Origin of the sequence: Sphingobium sp. CFD-1 (genome assembly GCF_024611115.1) — a bacterium.
Lineage (GTDB): Bacteria > Pseudomonadota > Alphaproteobacteria > Sphingomonadales > Sphingomonadaceae > Sphingobium > Sphingobium baderi_A.
In genome coordinates this window covers 1776777-1802217 of the sequence record NZ_CP084398.1, presented here as the reverse complement: position 1 = coordinate 1802217, position 25441 = coordinate 1776777, and the positions used below count along the sequence as shown (strand labels likewise).

The window sequence follows — 25441 nt, the reverse complement described above, 5'->3', positions numbered from 1 at the left end:
TTCGCTTGGATGGATTCGATGGATCGGGTTGGAAACAGGCGGATATCATTAGCCATGATTGAAGCGTTCTCAAAGCCCCGCACGGGCGAGATTATTGCTTGACGGCATCTGCCAGCAAACCGACGGACAACGCATAGAAATTCGAACAATTATAGTCCAGAATAGCCCGATAATTGCTCGTAAGGAGATAGGCCGTCTTTCCCGGCCCATCCGGCTCCAGCAACGTGGCCATCACATTGTCGGCCGCCCACCCCGCCCTTGAGGGAACAAGCCCCAACCGCCGCCATTCCGCCATGCTGAGCCAGCGACTATGCCGATTGAAAACACGCGGACAGCGCGCCGGAGCGGTGCGCGCGGCTACCGAAGCGCGATTGAAATTCGCGGGAACCGAAACGGCTATCCCCCAGGGTTGCCCTTTACGCCAGCCGGCATGCACAAAATAGTTGGCGATCGAGGCAAGTGCGTCGGCTTCGCTGCTCCAGATATCCGCCTTTCCATCGCCATCCCCATCCTTTGCGAGCCGGAGATAAACCGATGGGAGAAATTGGGGATAGCCGGTGGCGCCAGCCCAGCTTCCGACCAGCCGGCCGCGTGGCACGCCATTGTCCAGCATTTTCAGCGTCGCAAGCAGTTCCGGTTCAAACAATGTGCGCCGTCGCCCTTCCCATGCAAGCGTTGCAAGCGAGCGGATCAGATCGAAATCGCCAGTATAGGAACCATAGTTGGTTTCATGCCCATAAATGGCGACCATGATTTCTTCGGGCACGCCGGTTTCCGCCTCGATCCTTGCAAGACGGCTGCGGTTGGATAGATAAGCGGTGCGCCCCCTGCTGATCCGCGCGGCATCGACATGCTTTACGCGATAAGGTTCAAAGGCCGGAATCGGAGAATAGGCGCCGCCGCCAGGCTGGCTCTGGTCCAGTTGAATGACGCGCGGATTGGGCGTGAGCGTCGGGAATACGCCTGACAGCGTCGCATCGCGAATGCCCATGGCGCGCGCCTTGGGACGCAGGCTTTCAAGATAGGCGCGGAATGCCGCATCATCCTGCGTCTGCGCGGAAGCTGCCGGTGTGACGCAACCAACGGCCATGACAGCCAAACCGATGAATAGCGAAAGGATGGACGAGCGCATCAGAATCTCCCTCATCCTTTTCTGGCACAGCGCGGGCGTGAGGTGAATCCCCTTCTTGCCCAATAGCGATGAAGCGCATCCTCATATTTTGCGCTTGGCAATCTCGACGCGTCCGCTAGGAAGCCAAGCAACGGACAGGTGGCCGAGTGGTTTAAGGCAGCGGTCTTGAAAACCGCCGTGGGTTTACGCTCACCGTGGGTTCGAATCCCACCCTGTCCGCCATTTCAGACCGCCTCTGGGCACGCCAATCGCCGCCGATTGCCGCCCTTGACCGGCAACAAGCGTCTTTAGCAGCTCCGTTTTCGATCCCATGATGCGGATCGCATCGTCCGCGACCTCGACGCGCTGCGCCAGGGCGCGCAGGTGATCCCGCCGATAGCCGCCCTCGTGGCCGCGAATGCGCTCCCGCGCGCGGCGTGCAAACCCTTCGATCATCGCGGGGCTAAGGGCGCTGTGACCGGGGCTTTCGAGCAGGGCTTGCGCCCGGTCGGCGTCGGCCCGCGCCTGATCGCGCAGAACCTTGAGGCCGGCTATCCGCTCCTTGAGCGCCGGGTCGTCCAGATCGGCGACACCGGCCTCGATGGCGTCATAGAGCCTCTTGAGGCGCGATTCCGATTCGGTCGCCTGCCGCTGCAAAGAGGCGATGTGTTCGCGGCGGCGCTCGGCCTGATCCTCGCGACGGCCGAGAATGCTGCCAAGCAACTTTTCCAGACGGGCGGGATCGAGCAAGCGGTCCTCGATATGGTTGACTACGATATCGTCGAGCTTGTCCATGGGGATCGCACGGCCCTTGCAGCCGGTCTCGCCCTGCCGCGCCTTGATCGAGCAGGCATAGTAGCGATAGCGGCCGCTCTTGCCGGTGCGGATGGTCATCGCGCCTCCGCAATTGCCGCAATAGCAGATGCCGGTCAGCAAGGTTGGCCCGATCACCACGCGGGCGGGCAGTTCCGTCTTGGGGTTGCGAGCCTGCAAGAGAGATTGAACGGCGTCGAAGGTCTCCCGCTCGATGATGGCGGGCACCGGGACGATGACGATTTCGCCGGGAGCGCGCGGGTCATTGTGTTTGCTGCGCTTTCCCCACTCATGTTCACCGATGTAGGTGCGGCGGGTCAGGACGCGGTGGACCTGGCCGATGCCCCATCGTCCGCCGTCGCGGGTGAAGATGCCCTTGGCGTTCAGATGCTTGACGATGGCCTTGACGCCCATCTGGCCGCTGTCGCCCTGACCTTCCAGAGCGAGCCGATAGATCAGACGGATCGTGTCGGCGTGCAGCGGGTCGATTTCCAACTTCTTCTTGGTCTTGGCCCCGCGCTGTTCAGCGGCGGCGATCCGGTAGCCGATCGGCGGCAACGCACCATTCCAGAAGCCCTGCCGTGCATTCTCCTTCAGGGCGCGCGTGACGTGCTTGCCGTTCTCCTTCGACTGGTATTCATCGAACAGCGACATGATCCGCCGCATCATGTCGTGGATCGGGTCGTCCCCCAGCTCCTGCGTGATGGAGATAAGCCGCACGTCGTTCTTGGCGAGCTTGCGATAGTAATATTCCATGTCAAAGGCATCGCGGAAGAAGCGCGAGAAGCTGTGGACCAACACCACGTCAAACGGTGCGGGTTTCGACGTGCCCGCCTCGATCATCCGCTGGAACTCCGGGCGGCGATCGTTGGTGGCCGTGTTGCCCGGCTCCACGAAGATTTCGACAAGCTGATAGCCGCGCGCCGCGCACCAGGCTTCGCCCTGCTTGCGCTGGTCGGGGATCGACACGTCATGTTCGGCCTGCCTGGCGGTCGAGACACGCAGATAAAGGGCAGCCCGCAAGGCGACGTTGGGGGATTGTGCGTTCATTTGCGGCTTCCTTTCCTGGGACGTTCGATCAGGGGCAAGATAAGCTCCACGCGGTCATGAACGACTTTGGGAACCAGCTTGAGGCCCTTGCCCTTCTCCATGCGGACAAGTCCGAAGCTCTCCATCTTCTTGAGCGTGCGCGAGACATTGGGTGTCGCGCGGCCGGTGATCTGCGCCAACTCCTCCAGCGAGCCGGGTTCCTGCTCATGGATGACGCGCAGCAAGTCGCGATTGCCCGCCGACAGCAGGCGGGCGAAGGATTCGGTGGACGCGAACCAGACGGTCGGTTCGCCGAGCACTGGTTTTTCCTCGCCATGCGCGATCCGCATGGTGCGGGCTTTCATTTCCTCCGGGTCGGCGATCCCGACTTTCAGTGTCGTCATGGCATATCCCCATGCTACAAATCAGGGTCTATCCTTATCATCACGAGATAATATATTCAAGCCTTCTGGCATATCGAGAGAACCGAACATCTCGTCGAAGACATCGGCGAACCAGCGCTCGAACACCTGGATTTCGGCCTCGGTAATCGGCACCTCGTCAGGCCAGTCGTCTATGACGGGCAGCTTTTCCACGAATATGTGATACGGACTGCTGCGCGACGGGCTGATGCGCGGCGCGGGATCATCATTATAGTCGTAGAGATCGTTAGGGAGCGTTCCAGGGGCCGGCTGTCTTGGGCGGCCTCGCTGGGCGCGGCGGCGTTCTGCGCACATGGCATCCTCCGTGCTTCACTGGTGGATTCAGGGGCGCAAAAGCCCCGGAATTAGGTGAAGCATGGAGGGAGATCGGCGGCCTGTAGCGTGCCGCATTCGTGCCTATGCACAGGCGGCACCCCGGCATATGACTGAAAAACACCTGCTTTCCGTGCAGCGACAGGATGTGTGGCTCTGGCCGGTTTCGGAATTTCAGCTTTTCGTCGCACCGCAATGCGGTGAACCTGCATAGCATCATCACTGAGCAGCACCATGGGAGAGGCTCGGTCGATCAGCACCGGCGATCACAAAAACGGGGTCAAAGCGAAGCGAACGGATCGCGTCTGATCGCCGTTCGCGACGGATAGCTCCACGCTTTTACCCGGAGCACCCGTTATGCTCGCAATCGCCGACCGGAAATCCAGGCCGGTAATCCGATCCCCGACCAGAATACCGGCCGCCGAGGCAGGACTGCCGGTCCCCACGACCGCAACACGGATTTCGTTCCCTTTGTTCTCCAGCCATAGACCCGACATTCCATAACGCTCCGGCAAAGTCGCGGCATCGGAATGGCGCTGCAACCAAAGGGAACGTGTCCTGACTTCCGTCGAGAGGTTGAAGCCGCGAAGCATAGACAGACCGACGATGCCGTCATGACCCCGCGCGCCATCAGAGGGGCCACGCAGCAGGACCAGCGGTCGGTCGAAACGCTGACCGGCAAATTGGGCGTTATCGGCCCGCACGATTCTGCCGATCCCGCCACTGCCACCAATCCCGCTTGTCGCCTGGGGGGTGAAGGGCCGCGCATCATCCCACAACCCCAGGCGGCGCGCATTGTCGTAGCTGATCGAGATGGCACCTGGCGCGCCTGTATCGAGCAGACAATCGAGGAACATGCCGTTGACTTGTATATCGCCGTACAAGCGGGGCGAAGCAGCGTTGCGGCCCAGTGTACCGTCGCTGCGAATTGCGCGTTCCAGCTTCACAAAGCCAACACGTTCGGGACGGCCATCCGGATAGGCTCGCCATTCGCCTGCTTCGATATCGAGATCGCTATCGACGGTCGTCAGAATGCCAGCGGCCAATGAGCCGCGCACACGAGGACCGAAACCTCCGTCGATGGCCGAAAGAGACACGACGGGTTGGCGTGCGCCGCCGCCGAATATGACGTCCCTTGCGGTGTAACTGCCGAGCACGGCTTGGCCGCCGACACCGCGCGTCCTGACCGAACCTGTTGATTGGAGCTTCAACTCGCGAGCGAGCTTCGCATCGATCAGGCTACCCGCCCCGCCTGTGTCCAGCAGAAACAAATATGGCCCGTTGCCCGAGATCGTCACCGGCATCACCACGCGACCATCCAGAAGAGCGATCTTGCTGACGATCACACGCCCTTCCTGAGCGAGAACGGGCCTTGCAAACCCTGCGATCAGGGTGAGCGCAAATCCGCTCAAAACATCACGCCTTTGCATGGTGGTCCGGTCTCCTTCCGTGCGAAATATAGGGCGTACGCCAATCATCGTTTCCTCCCATACGAGAAGATTTCGATCCGAGACCCAAGTCAACCATGTTAAGCAAAAGACACGCTCTATCGGCAGCGGTCTTCGCGCGTTTGACTTATGATATGTTTCTGCTGTCCCATTTGGGTCTCGCACGCACGTTCGCCGCTACGCTTCCATAAGGCAAGCGCCTGATCGCGATCTTCGCCCCGACCGGCTGCCTAATTCTGGTCGACGACCGACCGGTCGGTTTTGCCTGTCGTCGCAAATCACACGGGTGGCGGCATGGCGGCTACCGCCTGATTTTCGACAAGCGAACTGGCTGGACTATTTCCGATAGCCGACAACTATACGGACGCCGGGTGCCTCGGGCGTGCCTGTCGTTGCCAACTCCACAATATGCCCCTCGGGAAACCAGTACGCAGGAATAGATTTGCCATCTTTTCCCTTACGGGCGGTCTTAAGGGCACTGTCCAGAGCGCCAACGATTTGCCGTACAGCAGGAACATTTGGAACCTTCGCCATAATGGCACATATCGGCGTAGGCGTCCCTCCTTGCTGAATGAGTAGCAAATTTCCTTTGGAAAATAAGGGCATTGGGGATGGTACTGGCTTCCCATCCTCCGACGCCGACATTGCAGCCCAACCATCAGCCCGTAGCTTCTCTGCATCGACTCCCGTGCTGCTCGTCACTGCGAGGCAGGATTCGACACCGGAAATGATTTCTGGTGTTTCTGCCGAGGAAAGGGGTGCTGCGGTTGCAGAACCTGAAAATACACTGGCAATCAAACACCCATATAAAATTTTCACGATTGCCCTTCCTCTCTGCACTAATTGCCAATCAATATCACTTCACCGGCTATCAGCAATGTCTTCAGCAGAGGAGCTGGCGTCATTTACGATGCGTCGGCAAACACATGATTGCCGTCAGGTCGCGGCGCAGCTCCTGACGATCTCGGCCGCCCACGCTATTGCGCGGCACCTCTAACCCCCATAATGTCGAAAAACACTGTCGGTTTGTGAAAGTGTCCGACAACCTGATTTTGGGGGTTTTCCGTCATGCTTGTCGGCTACATGCGCGTATCGTCAACCGATGATCGGCAATCGGTCGATCTGCAACGCGACGCGCTCACCGCTGCGGGCGTCGATCGGCGGCACCTCTACTCCGACAAGGCTTCCGGCGCGCGCGACGATCGCGCGGGCCTGAAAGCCTGCCTGGACTACATGAACGCCGGCGACACGCTGGTTGTCTGGAAGCTCGATCGCCTCGGCCGCTCGCTGCCGCATCTGCTGGCGATCGTGACGGACCTCAAGGAACGGGGCATCGCCTTCCGGTCGCTGACGGAGCAAATGGACACGACAACGCCCCATGGCGAGCTGCTGTTCTCGCTGTTCGGCGCGCTCGCCCAATATGAGCGGGCGCTGACCCGCGAACGCATCATGGCGGGCCTGGCCGCCGCAAAGCGGCGCGGGCGACAAGACGGTCGCCCCCCGACGATCGACGCGGAGAAGATCGAGCAGATTACCGCCGCGCTCGCGGCCGGTGCCAGCAAGTCGTCGGTCTGCCGCACGTTCAGCGTGCCGCGATCGACGCTAACAGACACATTGGAGCGGATCGGGTGGTCAGCGCCGAGTGGCGGCGTCTGACCGCAGCGGCGCGATTCATGTGATTGTCGTCGGCCGGTCGTCGATATGATGGCCTGCCCCGATGCCAACGGGGCAGGCCGCGAAATTATTGCGCCGCGATCTGCTTTTCGACCTCTTCCCATTCCTCCGGCAACAGTTCGGGCCGTCCTTGGGCAAGGGCACGGGCAGCCACCGCGCGCGGGGTCGCGGAGATTTGCGTGGGCGACTGGTATCCACGGATTCGGGTAACGAGTCCTGTGGGGCTGACGTAGCTCATGTCGTTGAGATTGGTGTAGGTATCGCCAGGCTCCATCAGCCTGCCAGCGCCGGTCGTGGTGATCGTAAGGGCCTGAACCAGCGCCAACGTCGAAGCGTTGAGGACGCGGATCTCATTGCCACGCGCATACCAGAGCCGGTCGTTGTCGGGCGTGTATTGCGCTGCCCAATAATAGCCCAACGATCCGCTGAAGCTGTCGATCGTCGTGAAAGTCGAGAAGTTGGGCGTGCTACGCAGGTTGCCCATGAGGTTCCAGCTCGCATCATAGCGGCCCGCCAGGATGAAGGCCGTGGAACCCTTGAAGCTGATGTCCCTGAACTCATAGGGGAAGGATGCACTGGCTGACAAAACGGTTGTGACCGCCGCGCCGCTCAAGGGTGACGCGCCATAGGTAATTTTCTGAAGCTTCGAATTTGCGTTGTAGCTCGTATTGCTTTGCACCCCGCCGATGGCGGCGACGAACAGTTCCGATCCACTGACGGCCATCTGGAAGGAGTTTTTCTCGAACCCGTTGTTATAGTCGTTCGCGCCCACGGTGATTGAGCTGCCGGCTGCGATTGTGAAGCGGACGAGGACACTGTTGGCGTATGTCGTGAAATTGGTGTTGGCGATAATAAACAGGCCGTAGAGCGTGCCGCCGATGTTCAGTATCGCCTGACCATGCGCGCTCATCCCAGCGGGAACGAGAGGTGCCGTCACCGGATTGGTATTGAAGTCGAAAACCACGCCGGTAGCGGCATATGGCGAACTGCCGTTGATCTCGACTAGCTTGCCATCGTCAAATTCCAGCGCATAGAGTCGGCTACCGAGCGGTTCCAGGCCATAGGGGTTGATGACGTTACTCCAGGTCGGCGTCGCGATGGGGGCACCGCCGGCGGCGGCATTGTAAATGCCGGTTGGTTGCGCGACACCTGCCACACGCTGGGTAACAGCAATGCGCTGGCCACCCAGGTTGAAACCTTCCACCAGAGGATCGCCGTTCAGAGCCTTGGTTAGCGGTGGGAAGTTTGCCGCAACCGTGGTGCCATTGTCGGTAATCCGGCCGGCCATTCCATTACCTCCGGAGAAATAGTGGTAGAGGCTATAGGCCGTTCTTGTCGTCGCCATTTCGATTCTCCTACGAAGTTACACGAGTATTCCCCCTTGCTGTTGCGCCACCGCCGCGATTGTCGGGGTCGGCGACGCATCCAGTTCGTCGAGCGGCTAGAAGCGGTAGCCCAGAGTCAGCCGCAATGAGTCGATTCGGTAGCGCGATTCCGAGCGCCGGATATCGGTAGGTGAGTTAGCGCCTTGCCCTATCGGACCTATTTGGAAGCCGGTGTAGATCGGCGGTGTGCCGCTCGCACCGGCAGCGACCGTATAATCGCCATCCTTGATGTTGGTTCGCAGATATTCGAGGCCGATCGTCAGCGGCCCCGCGATGCGTTGCTCGATACCGCCGCCATATTGATGGCCCCAGCGATGCTTGCCGGCATTGCTTTCCTCGAAGGCGTTGACGGTATTGGTCGTCGCGAAGCTATGATCGATATTGGCGCGGATGACGCCAGCGGTCACATAGCCAAGCGTATTGCGCCAAGAATAGCCGGTGCGCGCTCTTAAGGAGACGCCGGATTTCAGGCGACGGGTGAAGCTGTAGCTGGTCGGCGGCAGTGCTTCCCGCGTGCTGATGTTCGTCAGCAGGGCATAGCCGGAGACGCTATCGACAAGATCGAAATCGGCCCATTCGCCCACCAGACCGAACAGCCAGCTTCCCACCTGATGATCGTAGCCGACGCGGAACCCGTAATCGGTGCCCTTGCGCTTGTCGGACCGCACCCCATCATCCGGCGTGTTGCCCAAGGCAGCACCCGCGCCAGTAAACCCGGGAGCGAAGGCGTTGCGGTCGATGAAGTTGCCATCGCCATCGAACCTAGCTACCCCTTCGATCTGGCCGCCGAACACGCCATTCTGCCGCTTGTCGAAGATGAGAATTTCATCGGCGTTGCGGCGTCCCCAGCCACGGCCGACATGACCGCCCGCATAGAAGCCGGTCCAATTCGTGCCGCCATTACCGTGCAAGGCAGGAGAGGCAACGGACCGCCAATCCTTCGCCCCGAAACTCTTTGCGATCGTCACGTAGAACGTGCGGCCTTGGCGGGGATAGTAGGGATTGAACGCAAGTGGGTAGTTTTGACGCACAAGGTTTGCTTCGTCGTCGAAGCAAGAATAGTCGCCTGTCTCGTCCGCCTCCAAAGCGCTGCACTTCCAGTAATTATATGGGTGAAGCCCATCGTTGCTGCCAACCATGTGCATCTTCTGTTTCGGCCCGGCATTGAAAATATCGGACACGCCGCCCGATATCGTCAGGCCATGCGGCAGTCGGAGATGCGCACCGGCGTCAAAGGTGGTGAGCGGCGCTTCATAGGTATAGCTGTTCTCATCGCTGCCGGGGCTTCTGGACTGGCTGATATAGCGACGTCCACTGTGACGAACCTCGCCAAATGTCGTTAGCGCGCCGCCCAGGAAATGCAGATTGAGGCGCGCGTTCGCGGTGAAGCGGGGGTTCTGGAGCGTTCGCAGATTGCCCAGAACACGTTCCGCGACGGGAATGGCGGGATAGACGAAATAGGTCCCCTTGACATAGTGCCCCTCCTGCACCGTCGCGGCGAGCTGGAGGTCGGCGCGGTCGCCCCATTTGAGGCTTGCCTCGAACTCACCGCCCCTGGTGATGGTCGTGCCGGAATTGACATATTTCCCGCCCACGGGCGTCAGGAACAGCGTGATTTCATCTTTTGTCCGGCGCTGGAAATAGGTGGCGCGGAAGCTGCCCGCGAGATCGCCGGCAATCGTGCCGTTCCAGCCAAGGCCGGCATCCCAGTTGCTGCCATGTTCGCGCAGCAGCGGCATTGTGTTGCCGACGCTGTCGGCACCAGCCTGAATATAGACGCCGTCGCCATAGATTTCATAGAAATTGGGATAGCGGTTGTAAGTGCCGTAGCTGGCGAACAGCAGCCAGTCCGAACCCACCTTTTTCTTGGCGCTGACGCTCCATGTCGGTTTCCAACCGTAATTTCCGGATGACGGACCGAAGGGGTTGTCCTGGCTCCCCAGCACCGGCCCGGTCAGCTTCTCGATCCGGAAGATCGGTGCCACCTGGAGGTCGCCCAGCGTGTGGAATGTGAGCGTATCCTGAACCTGGATGTTGGTGAGCTGACGCTTGTAATGCTGATAATAATCGCCGCGCCGTAAGCCTGTCACCGAATTGATGAGGTTGTCGGCGTCGTAGCGCATCGTCTCCCAATTATGCTGGACGTGCAATTCGAGAAGCTGCGTCACATCCCACTCCGCGCCGAGCGTGTAGCTGGCGTCGGCGGTCAGGCCGTAGCGGGTGGTGTGATACAGCGCCGTGCGGCTGCCGACGCCGAACGGTGCCGCCATGTCGTAATTGTTGAACCGCTTGCGCTGGTCCATGAAGTTGAGGTTCAGCGCCAGTTCGAGGTCGCCGAAGCGGTCATGCCAGTTCAACGCACCGTCATGCTGATATTGCTTCTGCTGACGCCGCTTGTTGAAGGGAACGCCCAAACTGGCGAGCGAGCCTGCGGTCAGGTTCACCTGGGGGAATGTGTATTCCGGGAGATCGATGAGGCTGTAGCCCTGAAGTCCACCATATTGAGTGGGCACAATCTCCGGCATGTACCGGTCCATATGGGTGAAGGAATATTTGGCGGTGATATTGTCGTTGCGCCATTTCACCATCACATTGTCGCGCTGGAAACTGTTATTCTGCCGCTGCCGCGTGGTTGGGAACTGGCAGACAGGATTGATGGCGCGCACCGGCTGATATTCGGAAGAGATGCTGCACGGCGTGTTGGATAGGCCGTCCCCACTCCATTCTCCGTCGCCATATTCGATGCCGTCCAGGATGCGCGCGGCGATGAGGGGATATTTGAATTCACCCTTGCTGCGTTCCATGTCGAGACCGAGCAGAAGACCGCCGCCGAGCAGCGGAAAGCTCAAGTTCCCCGAAAACTGGCGACCGCCATAGGACCGCGCACCGGCTGACACGGTGCCACTCAGGTCGGTCGGCATCTTGGTCACGATGTTGATCGCGCCGCCCAGCGGCGCACCGGAGAAGCGCGCGGGCGTGACGCCGCGATAAACCTCGACGCGCTCGACGTTGGAAATCGGGATCGTGGAGATATCAGCCGCCGTCTCGCTGGAGAGATTGAACGGCACGCCGTCGATGTAAATGTTGACTTGGCTGGGCGCGCTGCCCCGGATGCTCGTAGTCGTATAGCCGCCCGTGCCGCCGACGCGGCGGACGTAGACGCCGGGAATCTGGTCGAGCAGATCGGGCAGCGCCTTGTGCTCGCCGCGCGTGTCGTCGGGATAGACGACCGAGACCACCCCCGGCGAGAGAATGTCGCGCAATTCCTCGCGGCTGTTGGCCGTGACGACGATTTCCTGTTGCGTCTTGGGCTTGCCGGATTCTTCGCCCGAAGGGGCAGGATCACTGTCGGCCGCCTGTGCCTGTATGCCCCACGCCGACAGCCCCACCGTCAGCGCGAACCGCGAAATCGTCGAAAGTCTCACTCCATAGCCCCCCTGGCGCCGAACCCTGTCGGGCGGGGGCGTGCCGTCACGAACGGTCGGGCGCGAGAGCGGGCGGACGCCTCAAGCGCCCGTCACACGACCGATGCGGCCCCCGCCGCACGTTCGTCGCTCAGACGGAATACACCGTGCCCCGGCCATCCCCTGGACCAAAGCAAGAGCGACCAGACGCCGGCAGGTCTCCTGGCTTGCGGGTCAAGGCTTGATGCACGGCCTTCCCAAGCTCTCGCTCAGTGGCTTGAGGCCGAAACCCCGTGTGCATCGCGCTCGCCGCTCACAGTTGCAGGGACAGCCTCGGATTCGGATGGCGGACCATCCTCACCGCGTTCCCGTTTTAATCCCCTCTCGGGGAACCGGCGCGATCATAGGCTCACTATTGCAAACCTAATGATTGCCGTAAGGTTAAGCCGTGTGTGAAGCAAGCGGGGACTGATCCAGATTGCACGGCGCGGCCATACTCTGTCGGGAATCAGGTGAATCCGTCAGCCGATTACCCGGCTGACCGTCGAGCCTTTGCAAATCCCCGATCCGTGGCAATGAACCGTTCCAGCATCGGCACGACAAGCCTGACGGGATCGGCGGGGGTCTGGCCGCTCTCGCGGGCCAGCACCTCGGCGTAGTCGGTCAGGTCGCGATGAAGCTGCGCCGGCAGTTCCAGCGTGAACTTCACCGGCTTGTCGTCTGGAAGCGGGCCGAGTTTCAGCTTTGCCATGTTCAATTCCTGTAGGATTCGAGGACGAGATCCCGCGTCACGATGACCCTGACCGGGAAGCCCGGTCGGATGGTCAGCGTCGGGGCGACCTGCAACTGGCGCTGGACGATCTGTTGCCCGGCCTGGTTGATGGTGTCCTGCGCCCCGTCGCGGATGGCGCGGATCAGCCGGTCCTCGTCGTCGGTCGCCAGTTCGGTGCCGATGCCGAGCAGCGTTGACAGCCCGGCTGCCTTCATCAGATCCCACCAGTGATAGTCAACGCCATCTTCAAGGCCGGCATAGCCGCTGGCGTCCGCTCCGGGCTGTCGCTCCAGCACGATCGAGCGGCCGTTTGGCAGGATCAGGCGGTTCCAGACGAGAAGGACACGACGCTGGCCGAAGGTCACGCCGGCATCGTATTGGCCGATGATGCGCGTCCCCTGCGGAATCAGGAGCAGGCTGCCGGTCGGACTGTCATAGACATTCTCCGTCACCTGCGCGGTGATCTGGCCGGGAAGGTCCGAACGGATGCCGGTAATCATCGCTGCCGGGATCACGGCTCCGGCCTGAAGGATGTAGGGTGATGCGGGGGCCATGATGCGGTCCAGGGCGACAGTCTGCCGATCCACCGGGCCATTGAGGAAGGCGGTATGCCGGTCCTGCGTGCCGGCAGCACCAGGCTGGCCGGTCAGACCAAGGCCGGCGAGACTCGGGCTTGCAGCCCCTGTTCCGGGGGCGGTCTGGAAGAAGACGCGGCTGACGCGCGCGGCCTCTTCCTCGGCGATGCGGCGCTGTTCGGCGGGATCGACGGCGGGCGTCGCCATGACCGGCGGCGTGACAGGCTGCCCCCTGTTCTGCGCGTCGAGGATCGGGCCGCCGAGATCGCCGGGCAAGGCCGGCCCCAGGACGGGGCCGGTATAGTCGCGCGGCAGGCCGGATAGCCCGTCCGCCGTTGCACGATTCTCGGTCGAGTAGAGTTCTTCGCCGCTGCCGCTCATATCGCGGGTCTGGAGGGCATAGATCAGCGCACTGCCGATCCCGAACAGCGCGACGGCTCCTACCCCAGCCAGCGTCTTACGGGACAGACGGGTGACGCGGGGCGGTTCGGCTCGCAGCCGCATCGGCGCGGTGGTGTCCGGTGCGGCTTCTACAGTAGTCGTGTCTTCGGTCATGACGGGGATTCTCCGGTCGCCTTTGCGGGCTGTGCGGCCTGCCGTTGCTCGATGCGGACGATCCTGACGGTCTGCTGACGATCGCCACTGCCAAGGCGTAATTCGGCGGCGCCGAACAGGCGGTCCACGATCAGGATGTTCTGGTGAATGCGGCTGTTGACGATCTGGGTTTCGCCATCGGAGCCGATGACGAAGATCGGCGGCATCTCGCCCTGCACGATGCCGCGCGGGAAGACGACATAGATGCGGCGGCCGTCGTCAAAGACGGAGATGGGCTTCCACGGCGGATTGTCGCCGGTCAGGCCGTAGCGATAGTTGCGCGCCGCCTCAGTCGGGATGATCGGCGCGGCGGGAACGGTCTGACCCTGCCCTGCCGGCTGCGCAGGATAGGCCCAGGCGACGGACGGCATATAGAGCGCCTCGCGGGCACGCAGCTCAATCATATAGGTACGCCGGCTTGTCGTCACGACGAGGTTTGTGGCGATGTCCGGCCGGGTCGGCTTCACGAGAATATGGACGCGCCGGGTCGCACCGCTACCGCTCTCGGTATCGCCGATGATCCAGCGGGCTGTGTCGCCTGCCGCGATCGGACCCGCGCCGGTCAGGCTCTCGCCCGGCTCCAGCGCGATCGTGGTGATCTGTCCCGGTGCGGCATAGACCTGATAGAGCGCGCCTTCCGACCAGGGATAGATCTGGATGGCGTTATAATAGCCCTCGCGGCGCGGCTCGACACGGGCGGCGGCATTGGCGTTCTCGACCCGGCCTGCCGATGTCCCGGCAGCGGTCCCGCCGCGCGCGACCGTCCATGCGGGCGGCGTATGCAACGGACGAGACTGATCGTCAGTTGCGGGGGCCTCCACGACGGGTAGCGAGGGCACGTCGGCGTCGTAGCTGAACTGCGTCCGGTTGGTGGCGCAGCCGGCGAGCATGGTGGCGGACAGCATCAAAGCCGCGAAGGCGGGTTTGCGGAGAGCGGTAAAGCCGGCTTGGCGGAAGGTCGCGGAGATCATTGGCTCATCTCCCGCGACCATGAGATTGCGTTGACGTAGATGCCGAGCGGATTGGCACGCAGACGCTCGGCGTCGCGCGGGGTCTGGATCACGATGGTCAGGATCGCGGTCCAGCGTTCGGTCGTGGAAAGCTGGCCGTTCTCATAGTGACGCTCGGTCCAGGCCACGCGGAAGCTGTCGTTCGATGCCCGGATGACGCTGGACACCTCGACGGCGACCTGTTGCCGGCCGACCTTGGTGAACGGGTCGTTGCTGCGGGCATAATCGTTCAAGGCCGCCGCGCCGCGATCCGTGGTCCATTCATAGGCCCGGAGCCAGTTCTGTCGGACGATGATGGCGTCAGCCGGAATCGCGCGGACCTGTTCGATGAAGCGGCCGAGGTGGAACGCGATCTGCGGATCGGTCGGCCGATAGTCGGCAACTGCCGGAGCGACCGTTTGCGACTGGCCGATATTATCGACCTGCACCACCCACGGCACGACCGTGCCGCGCGCCGATTGCCAGACAAGGGCGGCGGCGAAGCCGGCCGACAGGATCAGCGAGCCGAAGGCCATATAGCGCCAGCTCTTCGCCTGCACGCGGGCCGAACCGATGCGTTCGTCCCAGACCTGTGCGGCCTTTTGATAGGGTGTCTCCGGTTCCGGCGATTTGCCGTAATGGGTCGATGGTCTTTTGAAGATGCTCATGAGCGGTCACTTTCAGAAAGATTGACGGAAGAGCCGCCTCCGTGGCCGTCGCCGGAGCGCACCGCGTGGGCGGCCATGGTGGCGCCGTGGTTCACGGCCTGGGATCGCCGCATCCGCTGCGCCCAGGCCGGGGGACTTCCAGCGGGGGAAGATGATGCTGCGGGGGCTGCGCCTGTGCCTCCGGCCGTGCCTGCGGTGGATGTGCCGCCGGTCACGCCAAAGGCCGCGCGTGCACCATCGGAGAAGCTGGATTTGACGCTTTCGGAGGCTTTGGAAGCGGCGCGCTTCAGGGGCGAGACGGCAGCGGAGCCTGCGGCGCGGGCGACACCGCCAAGGCCGGAGGCGACGCCTGCCGCGCCCGACTGACCGAGCGAAGCCATGCTGTAGGTCGCTGCGGCGCTGCCTGCGGCCGTCGCGCCGCCCCGAACGGCCGCAGCGCCGCCGGACAAGGCGGCAGCGCCCCCCTTCACGGCGAGACCTGCCGCGCCGCCCGCGGCAAGCGCTGCGCCGCCCACGGCAAGGCCGGTGCCAACGGCCGCGCCAGCGCCAAGCTGCGGGCCGCCTGAGACAATGCCGGACGCGATGCCGGGTCCGAAAATGCCGAGGCCCAGCAGCGAAAGCGCGGCCAGCACGATCGCCATCGCGTCGTCGATGCTCGGGGTGGCTCCGCCGAAACCGGCGGTGAACTGCGAAAACAGTGTCGAGCCGATGCCGATGATGACCGCCAGCACCAGCACCTTGATGCCCGAAGAGATGACATTGCCGAGCACGCGCTCGGCCATGAAGGCGGTTTTGCCGAACAGGCCGAACGGGATCAGGACGAACCCCGCCAAGGTGGTCAGCTTGAACTCGATCAGGGTGACGAAGAGCTGGATTGCCAGGATGAAGAAGGCAAGGATGACCAGCGCCCAGGCGAACAGCAGGCAGGCGATCTGGATGAAATTCTCGAAAAACGACCAGTAGCCCATCAGGTCGGAGATGGAGTCGAGCAGCGGACGGCCCGCGTCGAGGCCGGTCTGCGCCACCTTTCCGGGCCGCATCAGATCGGCCGTGGAGAAGCTGGTGCCGGACGCTTTCAGGCCGAGACCGGCAAAGCTCTCGAAGACGATGCGCGCCAGGTTGTTCCAGTTGGAAATGATGTAGGCGAAGACGCCGACGAACAGAGTTTTCTTGACCAGCCGCGCGATGATGTCGTCATCCGCGCCCCAGCTCCAGAACAGGGCGGCGAGCGTCACGTCGATGACGATCAGCGTGGTGGCGATAAAGCCGACCTCGCCGCCGAGAAGGCCGAACCCGCTGTCGATATACGACGTGAATACGCCTAGAAACGAGTCGATGACGCCGGTGCCGCCCATGGTTCACCGCCCCTCGTTCTGATGCGAGGTGGCTGGCGCCGGCGTCCGGCCGAGAAACCGATCGCGGCTTTCGGCCCAGGTGGCGAGGCAGCCGGGATCGCTCGCGGCCGCCTCGCCAAGACGTTGGCAAGCGCGCAGGCTCTGGCGCAACGGATCGGCGGGGCGCTGTAGCTCCGGCGCGGGCCTGCCGCGCGCTGGCTCGTCCTGCCGGGTCATCTCGATCACCGTGGCGGTGATGGCGATGGCGACGAATATGATCGCGCCCAGCCGGGCCAGCATCTTGCCGTCCATGTCACGCCCCTCCTGCTCGGTCAGTTGTTGCCGTTGCCGAACATCCGGGCATTGCCGGGCTGGTAGCCCGATCCCGGCGTCAGAAAGCGCTCGCGCTGGACGCGACCCTGCTCGGCGGCGGTGGCGCGTTCGGCTTCGCTCAGCGCCTGCGCGCGGCCATTGGCCGACATCAGCGCGATCAGGTCGGAAAGCTGCTGCGACTGGAGGGCGAGAAGCTGGTTGCCCGCCTGCGTGGCTTGCAGCGCGCCGGTCGCGTTCTGGCTCTGGCCGACAAGCGCCGACATCTGCGTGCGATTGGTGTCGATGTTGCCGACGACGCCGGCCTGGACGCGCATGGCGTCCTGCAATCCGCCGACCGTGTTCTGCCAGCGGGACCGCGCGTCGGCGACAAGCTGGCCGTCGGTCGCGGACATGGAGACGTTCCCATATTGGGTCTGGAAAATCTGATCGACCTTCTGCACGTCGAAGGCGATGTTCTGTGCCTGGGCGAGAAGCTGCTGCGTGCGTTGGACGTTCTGCTGCAACGCCTGAAGCGAGGAATAAGGCAGGCTGGCCAGGTTCTTCGCCTGATTGATGAGCATGGTCGCTTCGTTCTGAAGCGAGGTGATCTGGTTGTTGATCTGCTGCAGCGTGCGCGCGGCCGTGAGCAGGTTCTGCGCATAGTTGCTGGGATCATAGACGATCCCGCCCAGGCCGAACTGCGCGTGTGCCGGGCTGTTCAGCATGGGCGAAAGTGCGAGCGGCACGGCCAGCATGGTCGCGGCCAGGAACATGGCGCGCGGGCGAAAACTACGAATGGTCATGATTGGGACTCCTTCTCGGTCTGGGGGATGAGATTGCTGAGGTCGGGGATCAGGTCGGCCGCCCAATCGACGCCGCGCAGGCGTAGCCACTGGCCAAGGAAGCCATCCCGGCCATGCTCGGCGACGAGTTCGGCGATGCGGTTGTGATCGGATTTGGACGATGCGGCGCAAAGCGCGAGGCCGACTTCGCTGAGGCCCAGCTCGAACAGGCGATTTCCCCTGCGGCTCTGGCAGTAGTAATCCCGCTTGGGCGTTGCCCGCGCGAGGATCTCGATCTGCCGGTCATTGAGGCCGAAGCGGCGATAGATGGCGGTAATCTGCGGTTCGATCGCGCGTTCGTTCGGCAAGAGCAGCCGTGTCGGGCAGCTTTCGATGATGGCGGGCGCGATATTGCTGCCGTCGATGTCGGAGAGCGACTGCGTGGCGAAGATGACGCTGGCGTTCTTTTTCCTGAGCGTCTTCAGCCATTCGCGGAGCTGGCTCGCGAAGCCTTCATCGTCCAGCGCCAGCCAGCCCTCGTCGATGATGAGCAGGGTCGGCCGCCCGTCGAGCCGGTCGCCGATGCGGTGGAACAGATAGGCGAGCACGGCGGGCGCCGCGCCGGTTCCGACCAGTCCCTCGATCTCGAACGCCTGCACATCCGCCGAGCCGAGGTGTTCGGTCTCGGCGTCGAGCAACCGGCCATAGGCCCCGCCGATGCAATAGGGCCGCAATGCCTGTTTCAGATCGTTGGATTGCAGCAGCACCGTCAGGCCGGTGATGGTGCGCTCCCCGACCGGAGCCGACGCGAGCGAGTTCAGCGCCGTCCAGATATATTCCTTGGTCTCTGGCGTTACCGGGACACCTTCCCGACCGAGAATGGCGGCGATCCAGTCGGCAGCCCATGCGCGCTCATAGGTATCGTCGATACGGGCGAGCGGCTGGAGCGAGACGGATGCCTCGTCCCCTTCCGTCAGCCCGCCGCCGAGGTCGTGCCAGTCGCCGCCCATGGCGAGGGACGCGGCCCGGATCGAGCCGCCGAAGTCGAACGTGAAGATCTGCGATCCCGCATAGCGGCGAAACTGCAAGGCCATGAGGGCGAGCAGCACGGATTTGCCCGCGCCGGTCGGGCCGACGACGAGGGTGTGGCCGACGTCGCCGACATGAAGGGATAACCGGAACGGGGTGCTTCCCTCGGTCTTGCCATAGAGCAAGGGGGGCGACCCGAAGTGCTCATCCCGTTCCGGCCCCGCCCACACCGCCGAGAGGGGGATCATGTGGGCGAGATTCAAGGTGCTGATCGGCGGCTGCCGAACATTGGCGTAAGCATGGCCGGGCACGCTGCCGAGCCAGGCATCGACTGCGTTGACGGTTTCGGGCATCGCTGTGAAGTCGCGGCCCTGAATGATCTTCTCGGCGAGGCGCAGTTTCTCGTCAGCAATGCGCGGGTCGGCATCCCAGACGGTGATGGTGGCCGTGACATAGGCCAGGCCGGCGACGTCGGCCCCGAGTTCCTGCAGGGCCATGTCGGCATCGAGGGCCTTGTTCGCCGCGTCCGTATCCACGAGGGCGGATGCCTCGTTGGTCATGACTTCCTTGAGAATCGCGGCGATCGACTTGCGCTTGGCGAACCACTGCCGCCTGATCTTCGTCAGCAGCCGGGTCGCATCCGTCTTGTCCATGAGGATGGCGCGCGTGCTCCACCGATAGGGGAACGGCAGCCGGTTCATGTCGTCGAGCAGGCCCGGCGTCGTCGCGGTCGGAAAGCCGATGATGGTCAGGACGCGCAGATGCTGGTCGCCAAGGCGCGGCTCTAGGCCGCCGGTCAGCGGCTGATCGGCGAGCAGCGCGTCGAGGTGCATCGGCACTTCGGGAACGCGGACGCGGTGCCGGTTGGTGGAAACCGTCGAATGGAGATAGGTCAGCGTGCCGGTGTCATCGAGCCAGCGGCATTCCGGCATGAAGCCGTCGAGCAGCGCCAGCACCCGGTCGGTGCGATCCACGAAGCCGCGCAGCAGCTCCCATGGATCGACGCCGGATTGTTCGCGCCCCTCATAGAGCCAGGTTTCCGCACGGGCGGCGTCCTCGGCGGGCGGCAGCCAGAGGAAGGTCAGGAAGTAGCCGGACACGAAATGCGTGCCCGCTTCCTCGAAACCGGCCTTGCGCTCGGCGTCGAGCAATGCCGATGCGGCTTCGGGAAACTGGCTCGCGGGATAGGTCGCGGCTTCGCTGCGCTGTGCCTCGACGAAAATGCTCCAGCCGGAGCCGAGACGACGCACGGCGTTGTTGATCCGGCCCGCGACCGCGACCAACTCGGCTGCGACGGCGGAGTCGAGATCGGGACCGCGAAACTTCGCCGTTCTCTGGAACGAGCCGTCCTTGTTCAGCACGACGCCGGAGCCAACCAGCGCAGCCCAGGGCAGGAAGTCCGCGAGACGGCTGGCGGTGCGGCGATATTCGACAAGGTTCATCATGTGCGCCTCCGTCAGACCGACAAATGACTGGGGATGCGCAGATGCCTGCGGCCAACCTCGACAAAGAGCGGATCACGTTTCGCGGCCCAGACCGCTGCGACATGGCCGATGGCCCAGATGGCGAGACCGACCAGCCAGAGGCGCAGGCCGAGGCCCACGGCGCCGGCCAGCGTTCCGTTCAGAATCGCGATCGAACGCGGAGCGCCGCCGAGCAGGATATGCTCGGTCAGCGCCCTGTGGACCGGGATCGTGAAGCCAGGCACCGCGTCGAGTTGTTCGAGGCCGCCCGCCATCAGACGAGCGCTCCGCCGCCGAACGAGAAGAACGAGAGGAAGAAGCTCGACGCCGCGAAAGCGATGCTGAGGCCGAACACGATCTGGATCAGCCGCCGGAAACCGCCCGACGTGTCGCCGAACGCCAGCGCCAGGCCGGTGGCGATGATGACTATGACCGCGATAATCTTGGCGACTGGCCCCTCGATCGACTGGAGGATGCTCTGAAGCGGCGCTTCCCAGGGCATGGACGAGCCGGATGCGTGTGCGGCGGGCGCCAGGATCAGGCTGATGGAAACGGCGGCCGCCGATGTCGCCACGAAGCGGCAGGCGCGGGAGAATGTAGGGATCATGAGGGGTCTCCTTTCGAGGTGGTTGCCAAAGCGATGGGATGGGTGATGCGGTAGTCGCCGTCCGGTCCCAGCCCTTCGACGCGGGCGAGTTCGGCCAGCCGGCGTGCGGAACCGCGCCCGGCGAGGACGGCAACAAGGTCGATGGTCTCTGCGATCAGGGCGCGCGGGACCGTGATGACGGCTTCCTGGATGAGCTGTTCGAGGCGGCGCAGCGCGCCGATGCCGGAACCGGCGTGAATGGTGCCGATGCCGCCGGGATGTCCGGTGCCCCAGGCTTTGAGCAGATCGAGGGCTTCGGACCCGCGCACCTCACCGATGGGAATGCGATCAGGCCGCAAGCGAAGGCTGGACCGGACCAGATCGGAAAGCGTCGCCACGCCATCCTTGGTCCGCATGGCGACAAGGTTGGGCGCGGCGCATTGCAACTCGCGCGTGTCCTCGATGATGACGACGCGATCCTGCGTCTTCGCCACCTCGGCCAGCAGCGCATTGGTGAGCGTCGTCTTGCCGGTCGAGGTGCCGCCCGCGACGAGGATGTTGGCGCGTGCGGCAACGGCTTCTCGCAAGGTCATGGCCTGATCGGCGGACATGATGCCGGCCGCCACATAGTCTTCGAATGTGAACACCGCGACGGCGGGCTTGCGGATGGCGAAGGCGGGCGCGGAGACAACAGGCGGCAGAAGCCCTTCGAACCGCTCGCCGGTCTCGGGAAGCTCCGCCGAGACGCGGGGCGCGCGGGTGTGAACCTCCGCTCCGACATGATGGGCGACCAGCCGGACGATGCGCTCGCCATCGGCGGGGGACAGCATCTCGCCGGTATCGGCCAGACCTTCGGACAGTCGGTCGATCCAGATACGGCCGTCCGGGTTCAGCATCACCTCGATGACGCCGGGGTCTTCGAGAAACCGGGCGATGGAAGGCCCAAGCGCCGTGCGCAGCATCCGCGCTCCGCGTGCGATGGCCTCCGGTTTGTGCTGATGCGTCGTCATGTCGGCCCCATTCCGGCGGGGCGCAACAGACGGACCCCGCAACGGGGTCGATTAAAAGGGCCTGAAATTGGGCTGGTTCAACAAGTATTTACGCCCGTGCGGCGACCGGCGGCCATCGGCGGCAAATAGGATGGGTTGAAATCCTAGTCAGCATCGCCATCGGTCTTCGTCTGATCTTGCGGCGGACTGTCGTGAAGCGAATCCATGTCACGCGACAGTTCCTTCAGGAACCTGTCTCCGTTCGCCAGCCTGCGGCCGAGGTTCTGCATGAAGCCCTCGAACCTTTCATTCCCCTTGATCCGCGCTGACTGCCTGGCGCTGTCCGGCAAAGGCGGGGTCATCGTCAGCCAGAAGTGAACGAACAAGGAAAGGGTCTCGCCGAGCACGGCGAGATCCTCGTCCAATGTTCCGATCTGCCGGCCGATCTTGTCCAGGCGGCGCGACATGGCCGCTTCGAGCCGATCCGACGTGTCGCCCGACAGGAAGGAAGCGACCGCCGCCTCGACAATGGCGGACTTCGATACCTGCCGGCGCAGTGAGAGCGCCTCGACCTGTTTGAGCAAGTCGGGCGCGAAATAGACATTCATGCGGGTGCGGGTCGTCATGGGCGGCGCCTCAAAGATCGATGCCGTCATCGGGGTCGAGCGTCGCCTGCCGGGCGATCAGCCGCATACGCGCGCGAAGCGCGCGGGCCTTGGCGGCGTCCACGTCCGGTTCGTCGTCCAGAATGTCGAACTCCTGGGCCGGCGGTGTCGGCGGCGGGACGATTTCCTCTTGGCTTGGCAATTCCGGCTCACGGCGGATACCGGCATTGTCGGGATCGCTGTCGGTCCCGGTCGTGGCGTTGGTCGCGGGCTGGTTCGCCGTCCCGATGACGCGGCTTGTCCAGTCGTCGGTTGGCGCGGGCGGCCCGGCCGTTGCGGCGGCCAGTTCGGGCGGCGGCAGGATGCGTTCCTGAAGGCGTGCATCCTCGAAATAGCGCGCCTTCTTCGCCCGGATTGGCGGGGTGCCGGCGACCATGACGATTTCATCGGCGGGCGGAAGCTGCATGATCTCGCCGGGGGTCAGTAGCGGCCGTGCGGTCTCCTGCCGCGACACCATGAGATGGCCGAGCCACGGCGCAAGACGATGGCCGGCATAGTTGGTGGAATCGCGCATCTCGGTCGCGGTGCCGAGCGAATCCGACACACGCTTGGCGGTGCGCTCATCGTTCGTGGCGAAGGCGACGCGCACATGGCAGTTATCGAGAATGCTGTTGTTCGGGCCATAGGCGCGCTCGATCTGGTTGAGCGATTGGGCGATCAGGAAGCTCTTGAGACCGTAGCCCGCCATGAAGGCCAGGGCGGACTCGAAGAAATCGAGCCTGCCCAATGCGGGAAACTCGTCCAGCATCATCAGCAGGCGATGCCGTTTGCCCGATAGCGTCAATTCTTCGGTGAGCCTGCGGCCGATCTGGTTGAGGATGAGCCGGATCAGCGGTTTCGTCCGGTTGATGTCGCTCGGCGGAACGACAAGGTAGAGGCTGACGGGCAGCTTGCTTCCGACAAGATCGGCAATGCGCCAGTCGCAGCGCGCCGTGACGCGCGCGACAACGGGGTCGCGATACAAGCCCAGGAACGACATGGCGGTGGACAGCACGCCCGACCGTTCATTCTCGCTTTTGTTGAGCAGTTCGCGCGCCGACGAGGCGATGACGGGATGAACTCCTGCGTCGCCCAGGTGCTGTGTTTCCATCATCGCGCGCAAGGTCGCCTCGACCGGGCGGCGTGGATCTGACAGAAAGTTGGCGACGCCCGCCAGCGTCTTGTCCGGCTCTGCATAGAGGACATGCAGGATCGCGCCGACCAGCAGGCTGTGGCTGGTCTTTTCCCAGTGGTTGCGCTTGTCGAGACTGCCTTCCGGGTCGACCAATATGTCGGCGATATTCTGCACGTCGCGGACTTCCCACTCGCCCTGCCGCACTTCCAGCAGCGGGTTGTAGGCTGAAGACTTCGCGTTCGTGGGATCGAACAACAGGACGCGGCCATGCTTCGCGCGGAAGCCGGCTGTCAGGGTCCAGTTCTCGCCCTTGATGTCATGAACGATGCAGCTTCCCGGCCAGGTCAGCAGCGTCGGCACCACGAGGCCGACGCCCTTGCCGGACCTCGTGGGGGCGAAGCACAGGACATGCTCGGGACCGTCATGGCGCAGATAGTCGCGATCATAGCGTCCGAGCAGGACGCCATCGGGGCCAAGGAGACCGGCGCTGCGGATTTCCTTGGTCTCGGCCCATCGCGCCGAACCGTAAGTGGCGACGTTGCGGGCTTCGCGCGCCCGGATGATCGACATGAAGATGGCGGCGGCGATGGCGAGGATGCCGCCGGACGTGGCGATGACCGCCCCCTCCATGAAGATCGTCGGCGCATAGGCGTCGAAGGAGAACCACCACCAGAAGAAGGCGGGCGGATGGTAGAACGGCCAACCGGCTAAATCGAACCATGGGTTTCCGAGCTGAGGCTGAAAGCCGAGCCGGAACGCCACCCATTGCGTTGCGGCCCATGTCATCACCATGACAATGGTGATGACGATAGCAATTTGACCCCAGAGTATTCGACCTCCGCGCATACAGACTCCAATCGGCAAGAGAAGTGGAGCCGATCAGAAGATGGGCAAATTCGCAGGGATCAACAATAAAGGCGCAGTCGTAGGGCTGCCGGATACCATCGGCGGTAAATCGGAGGGGTTGCGGGGCGCGCCATCCGGCACCGTCAGGGTGAGTTACCGCGAATCAGGCTTCGGATGCTGGCGGCCTATGTTTGTCGCCAGAGTGAGCAGGTTGAAAAGCGCCGGATCATGGTTTCGTGGCGACCAGACGGCCGAGAAGGCGACGGCTTCAGGTTCGTCGCGGATCGGCAGGAAAGTGACGTTCGCCGTGCTTGCCGCCACGCCTTCCTCGACGAACAGCGAAATGCCATGCCCCGCGGCAATCATCGACAGGAGCGCGGTGCGCCCCACATCGATACGCTGGATCAGGGGCGTGGGCCATTTCCCGGCGGAGCGGACCACGATCATGTCATGCACCTGCGGGCCGGTGCCGCCATGGCGAACGAGGAAGGTTTCTTCCGCAAGCTCTCGCCATTCGACATCCGACCGGGCCGCCAGGGGATGATGCGCGGGCAGCCCCACCATCAGGCGGTCGCGCCAGATCACGCGGGAATTGAGGTCGGGAATCTCGTGGGTGCAGGCCATGAAGGCGACATCGAGCCTGCCTTCGCGCACCATGATCTGCGCCTCGCGCGCCGTGCCTTCGGCGATGTGCAGGCGGATGCCGGAATGCTCACTGCGGAACCGTTCAAACAGACGGTCGAGAGTGCAGCCTGGCGTGAGGGCATGGACACCGACGCAAATGTCGCCGTCCTCGCCGCGTGCCTGCATCCCGGCTGATATGATCGCGTGGTCGATGATGCCCAGGGCGTCGTGGACCTGATCGACAAAACGGCGGCCGGGCTCGGTGAGCCGGACGCCGCGTGTGTTGCGGTCGAAAAGAACCACGCCCAGATCCTTTTCCAGCGCCTTGATCCGCTGGCTGACGCTGGATTGGCTGGTGCCAAGCGCCTGCGCGGCGCGATGGAAGCTGAGATACTCGGCAACGGCAAGCGTCTGTATCAGCGTTGCCATCGGGAAGCGCCTGCTGAGAAGCGAAGGCGGCCCTCTTCCATCCGACTGTCG

General features: G+C 63.3%; 23 protein-coding genes, 1 tRNA gene and 1 riboswitch. Of the genes, 2 read left to right on the top strand and 22 right to left on the bottom strand.

Annotated elements, in window-relative coordinates; all coding sequences use genetic code 11:
• Positions 1 to 91 precede the first annotated feature (91 nt).
• On the bottom strand, positions 92 to 1132 hold the full coding sequence (locus tag LDB26_RS09175) for a lytic transglycosylase domain-containing protein (protein ID WP_062065710.1): 1041 nt from the start codon (positions 1130 to 1132) through the stop codon (positions 92 to 94).
• 132 nt (positions 1133 to 1264) lie between these two features.
• Here LDB26_RS09175 and LDB26_RS09170 point away from each other — a divergent pair.
• Positions 1265 to 1354 (top strand) — tRNA-Ser (locus LDB26_RS09170).
• On the opposite strand, the gene LDB26_RS09165 is transcribed toward LDB26_RS09170, so the two are convergent.
• The 5 genes from LDB26_RS09165 to LDB26_RS09145 form a co-directional block, all read right to left on the bottom strand.
• Entirely contained in the window at positions 1322 to 2974 is a 1653-nt protein-coding gene (locus LDB26_RS09165; protein WP_257541831.1) for a recombinase family protein, read from the bottom strand. The two genes, LDB26_RS09170 and LDB26_RS09165, sit on opposite strands and share 33 nt — an antisense overlap.
• Positions 2971 to 3357 carry a MarR family transcriptional regulator gene (locus LDB26_RS09160; RefSeq protein ID WP_257541830.1) on the bottom strand — a complete coding sequence of 129 codons (387 nt, stop codon included), beginning with the start codon at positions 3355 to 3357 and terminating at the stop codon, positions 2971 to 2973. Before LDB26_RS09160 ends, LDB26_RS09165 begins: the two co-directional genes overlap by 4 nt.
• A gap of 21 nt (positions 3358 to 3378) precedes the next feature.
• Entirely contained in the window at positions 3379 to 3690 is a 312-nt protein-coding gene (locus tag LDB26_RS09155; RefSeq protein WP_257541829.1) for a hypothetical protein, read from the bottom strand.
• Between the two features lie 284 nt (positions 3691 to 3974).
• Entirely contained in the window at positions 3975 to 5138 is a 1164-nt protein-coding gene (locus LDB26_RS09150; protein WP_257541826.1) for an aspartyl protease family protein, read from the bottom strand.
• Between the two features lie 354 nt (positions 5139 to 5492).
• Positions 5493 to 5975, bottom strand: a complete 483-nt coding sequence (locus tag LDB26_RS09145) for a hypothetical protein (RefSeq protein WP_257541824.1) — start codon at positions 5973 to 5975, stop codon at positions 5493 to 5495.
• Between the two features lie 249 nt (positions 5976 to 6224).
• On the opposite strand from LDB26_RS09145, the gene LDB26_RS09140 reads away from it, so the two are divergent.
• Positions 6225 to 6812 carry a recombinase family protein gene (locus LDB26_RS09140; protein WP_257541822.1) on the top strand — a complete coding sequence of 196 codons (588 nt, stop codon included), beginning with the start codon at positions 6225 to 6227 and terminating at the stop codon, positions 6810 to 6812.
• 85 nt (positions 6813 to 6897) lie between these two features.
• On the opposite strand, the gene LDB26_RS09135 is transcribed toward LDB26_RS09140, so the two are convergent.
• From LDB26_RS09135 to LDB26_RS09060, 16 genes are all read right to left on the bottom strand, one after another.
• Positions 6898 to 8175: a hypothetical protein gene (locus LDB26_RS09135; RefSeq protein ID WP_257541820.1), complete on the bottom strand. Its 1278-nt coding sequence runs from the start codon at positions 8173 to 8175 to the stop codon at positions 6898 to 6900.
• A 96-nt stretch (positions 8176 to 8271) separates the two neighbouring features.
• Positions 8272 to 11640 (bottom strand): TonB-dependent receptor domain-containing protein, encoded by a 3369-nt coding sequence (locus LDB26_RS09130; RefSeq protein WP_257541818.1) that lies wholly within the window; start codon positions 11638 to 11640, stop codon positions 8272 to 8274.
• A 173-nt stretch (positions 11641 to 11813) separates the two neighbouring features.
• Positions 11814 to 12031, bottom strand: a riboswitch (cobalamin riboswitch).
• A gap of 117 nt (positions 12032 to 12148) precedes the next feature.
• On the bottom strand, positions 12149 to 12370 hold the full coding sequence (locus tag LDB26_RS09125; RefSeq protein WP_257541816.1) for a DUF2274 domain-containing protein: 222 nt from the start codon (positions 12368 to 12370) through the stop codon (positions 12149 to 12151).
• A gap of 2 nt (positions 12371 to 12372) precedes the next feature.
• Positions 12373 to 13470 (bottom strand): TrbI/VirB10 family protein, encoded by a 1098-nt coding sequence (locus tag LDB26_RS09120; RefSeq protein ID WP_373886197.1) that lies wholly within the window; start codon positions 13468 to 13470, stop codon positions 12373 to 12375.
• 47 nt (positions 13471 to 13517) lie between these two features.
• Positions 13518 to 14531 carry a P-type conjugative transfer protein TrbG gene (trbG, locus tag LDB26_RS09115; RefSeq protein ID WP_257541812.1) on the bottom strand — a complete coding sequence of 338 codons (1014 nt, stop codon included), beginning with the start codon at positions 14529 to 14531 and terminating at the stop codon, positions 13518 to 13520.
• Entirely contained in the window at positions 14528 to 15217 is a 690-nt protein-coding gene (gene trbF / locus LDB26_RS09110; protein WP_257541810.1) for a conjugal transfer protein TrbF, read from the bottom strand. The genes trbG and trbF overlap by 4 nt, the downstream gene beginning before the upstream one ends.
• Positions 15214 to 16572 carry a P-type conjugative transfer protein TrbL gene (gene trbL / locus LDB26_RS09105; protein ID WP_257541808.1) on the bottom strand — a complete coding sequence of 453 codons (1359 nt, stop codon included), beginning with the start codon at positions 16570 to 16572 and terminating at the stop codon, positions 15214 to 15216. The genes trbF and trbL overlap by 4 nt, the downstream gene beginning before the upstream one ends.
• 3 nt (positions 16573 to 16575) lie before the next feature.
• A complete protein-coding gene (gene trbK-alt / locus LDB26_RS09100; protein WP_257541806.1) occupies positions 16576 to 16863 on the bottom strand; it encodes a putative entry exclusion protein TrbK-alt in 288 nt (95 codons plus the stop codon).
• Positions 16864 to 16883: 20 nt separating this feature from the next.
• A complete protein-coding gene (trbJ, locus tag LDB26_RS09095; RefSeq protein ID WP_257541804.1) occupies positions 16884 to 17666 on the bottom strand; it encodes a P-type conjugative transfer protein TrbJ in 783 nt (260 codons plus the stop codon).
• Positions 17663 to 20119, bottom strand: coding sequence for a conjugal transfer protein TrbE (gene trbE / locus LDB26_RS09090; protein WP_257541802.1), 2457 nt, complete (start codon positions 20117 to 20119; stop codon positions 17663 to 17665). The genes trbJ and trbE overlap by 4 nt, the downstream gene beginning before the upstream one ends.
• Positions 20120 to 20130: 11 nt before the next feature.
• The gene (locus LDB26_RS09085; RefSeq protein WP_257541800.1) at positions 20131 to 20412 is read right to left on the bottom strand and encodes a VirB3 family type IV secretion system protein; all 282 of its coding nucleotides are present in this window, start codon (positions 20410 to 20412) and stop codon (positions 20131 to 20133) included.
• Positions 20412 to 20744, bottom strand: a complete 333-nt coding sequence (locus LDB26_RS09080) for a TrbC/VirB2 family protein (protein ID WP_257541798.1) — start codon at positions 20742 to 20744, stop codon at positions 20412 to 20414. Before LDB26_RS09080 ends, LDB26_RS09085 begins: the two co-directional genes overlap by 1 nt.
• Positions 20741 to 21733: a P-type conjugative transfer ATPase TrbB gene (trbB, locus tag LDB26_RS09075; RefSeq protein WP_257541795.1), complete on the bottom strand. Its 993-nt coding sequence runs from the start codon at positions 21731 to 21733 to the stop codon at positions 20741 to 20743. Before trbB ends, LDB26_RS09080 begins: the two co-directional genes overlap by 4 nt.
• Positions 21734 to 21876: 143 nt before the next feature.
• A complete protein-coding gene (locus LDB26_RS09070; protein WP_257541793.1) occupies positions 21877 to 22338 on the bottom strand; it encodes a CopG family transcriptional regulator in 462 nt (153 codons plus the stop codon).
• A gap of 10 nt (positions 22339 to 22348) precedes the next feature.
• Positions 22349 to 24337, bottom strand: coding sequence for a conjugal transfer protein TraG (locus tag LDB26_RS09065; RefSeq protein ID WP_257541791.1), 1989 nt, complete (start codon positions 24335 to 24337; stop codon positions 22349 to 22351).
• A gap of 153 nt (positions 24338 to 24490) precedes the next feature.
• Entirely contained in the window at positions 24491 to 25390 is a 900-nt protein-coding gene (locus tag LDB26_RS09060) for a LysR family transcriptional regulator (RefSeq protein ID WP_257541789.1), read from the bottom strand.
• Positions 25391 to 25441 lie beyond the last annotated feature (51 nt).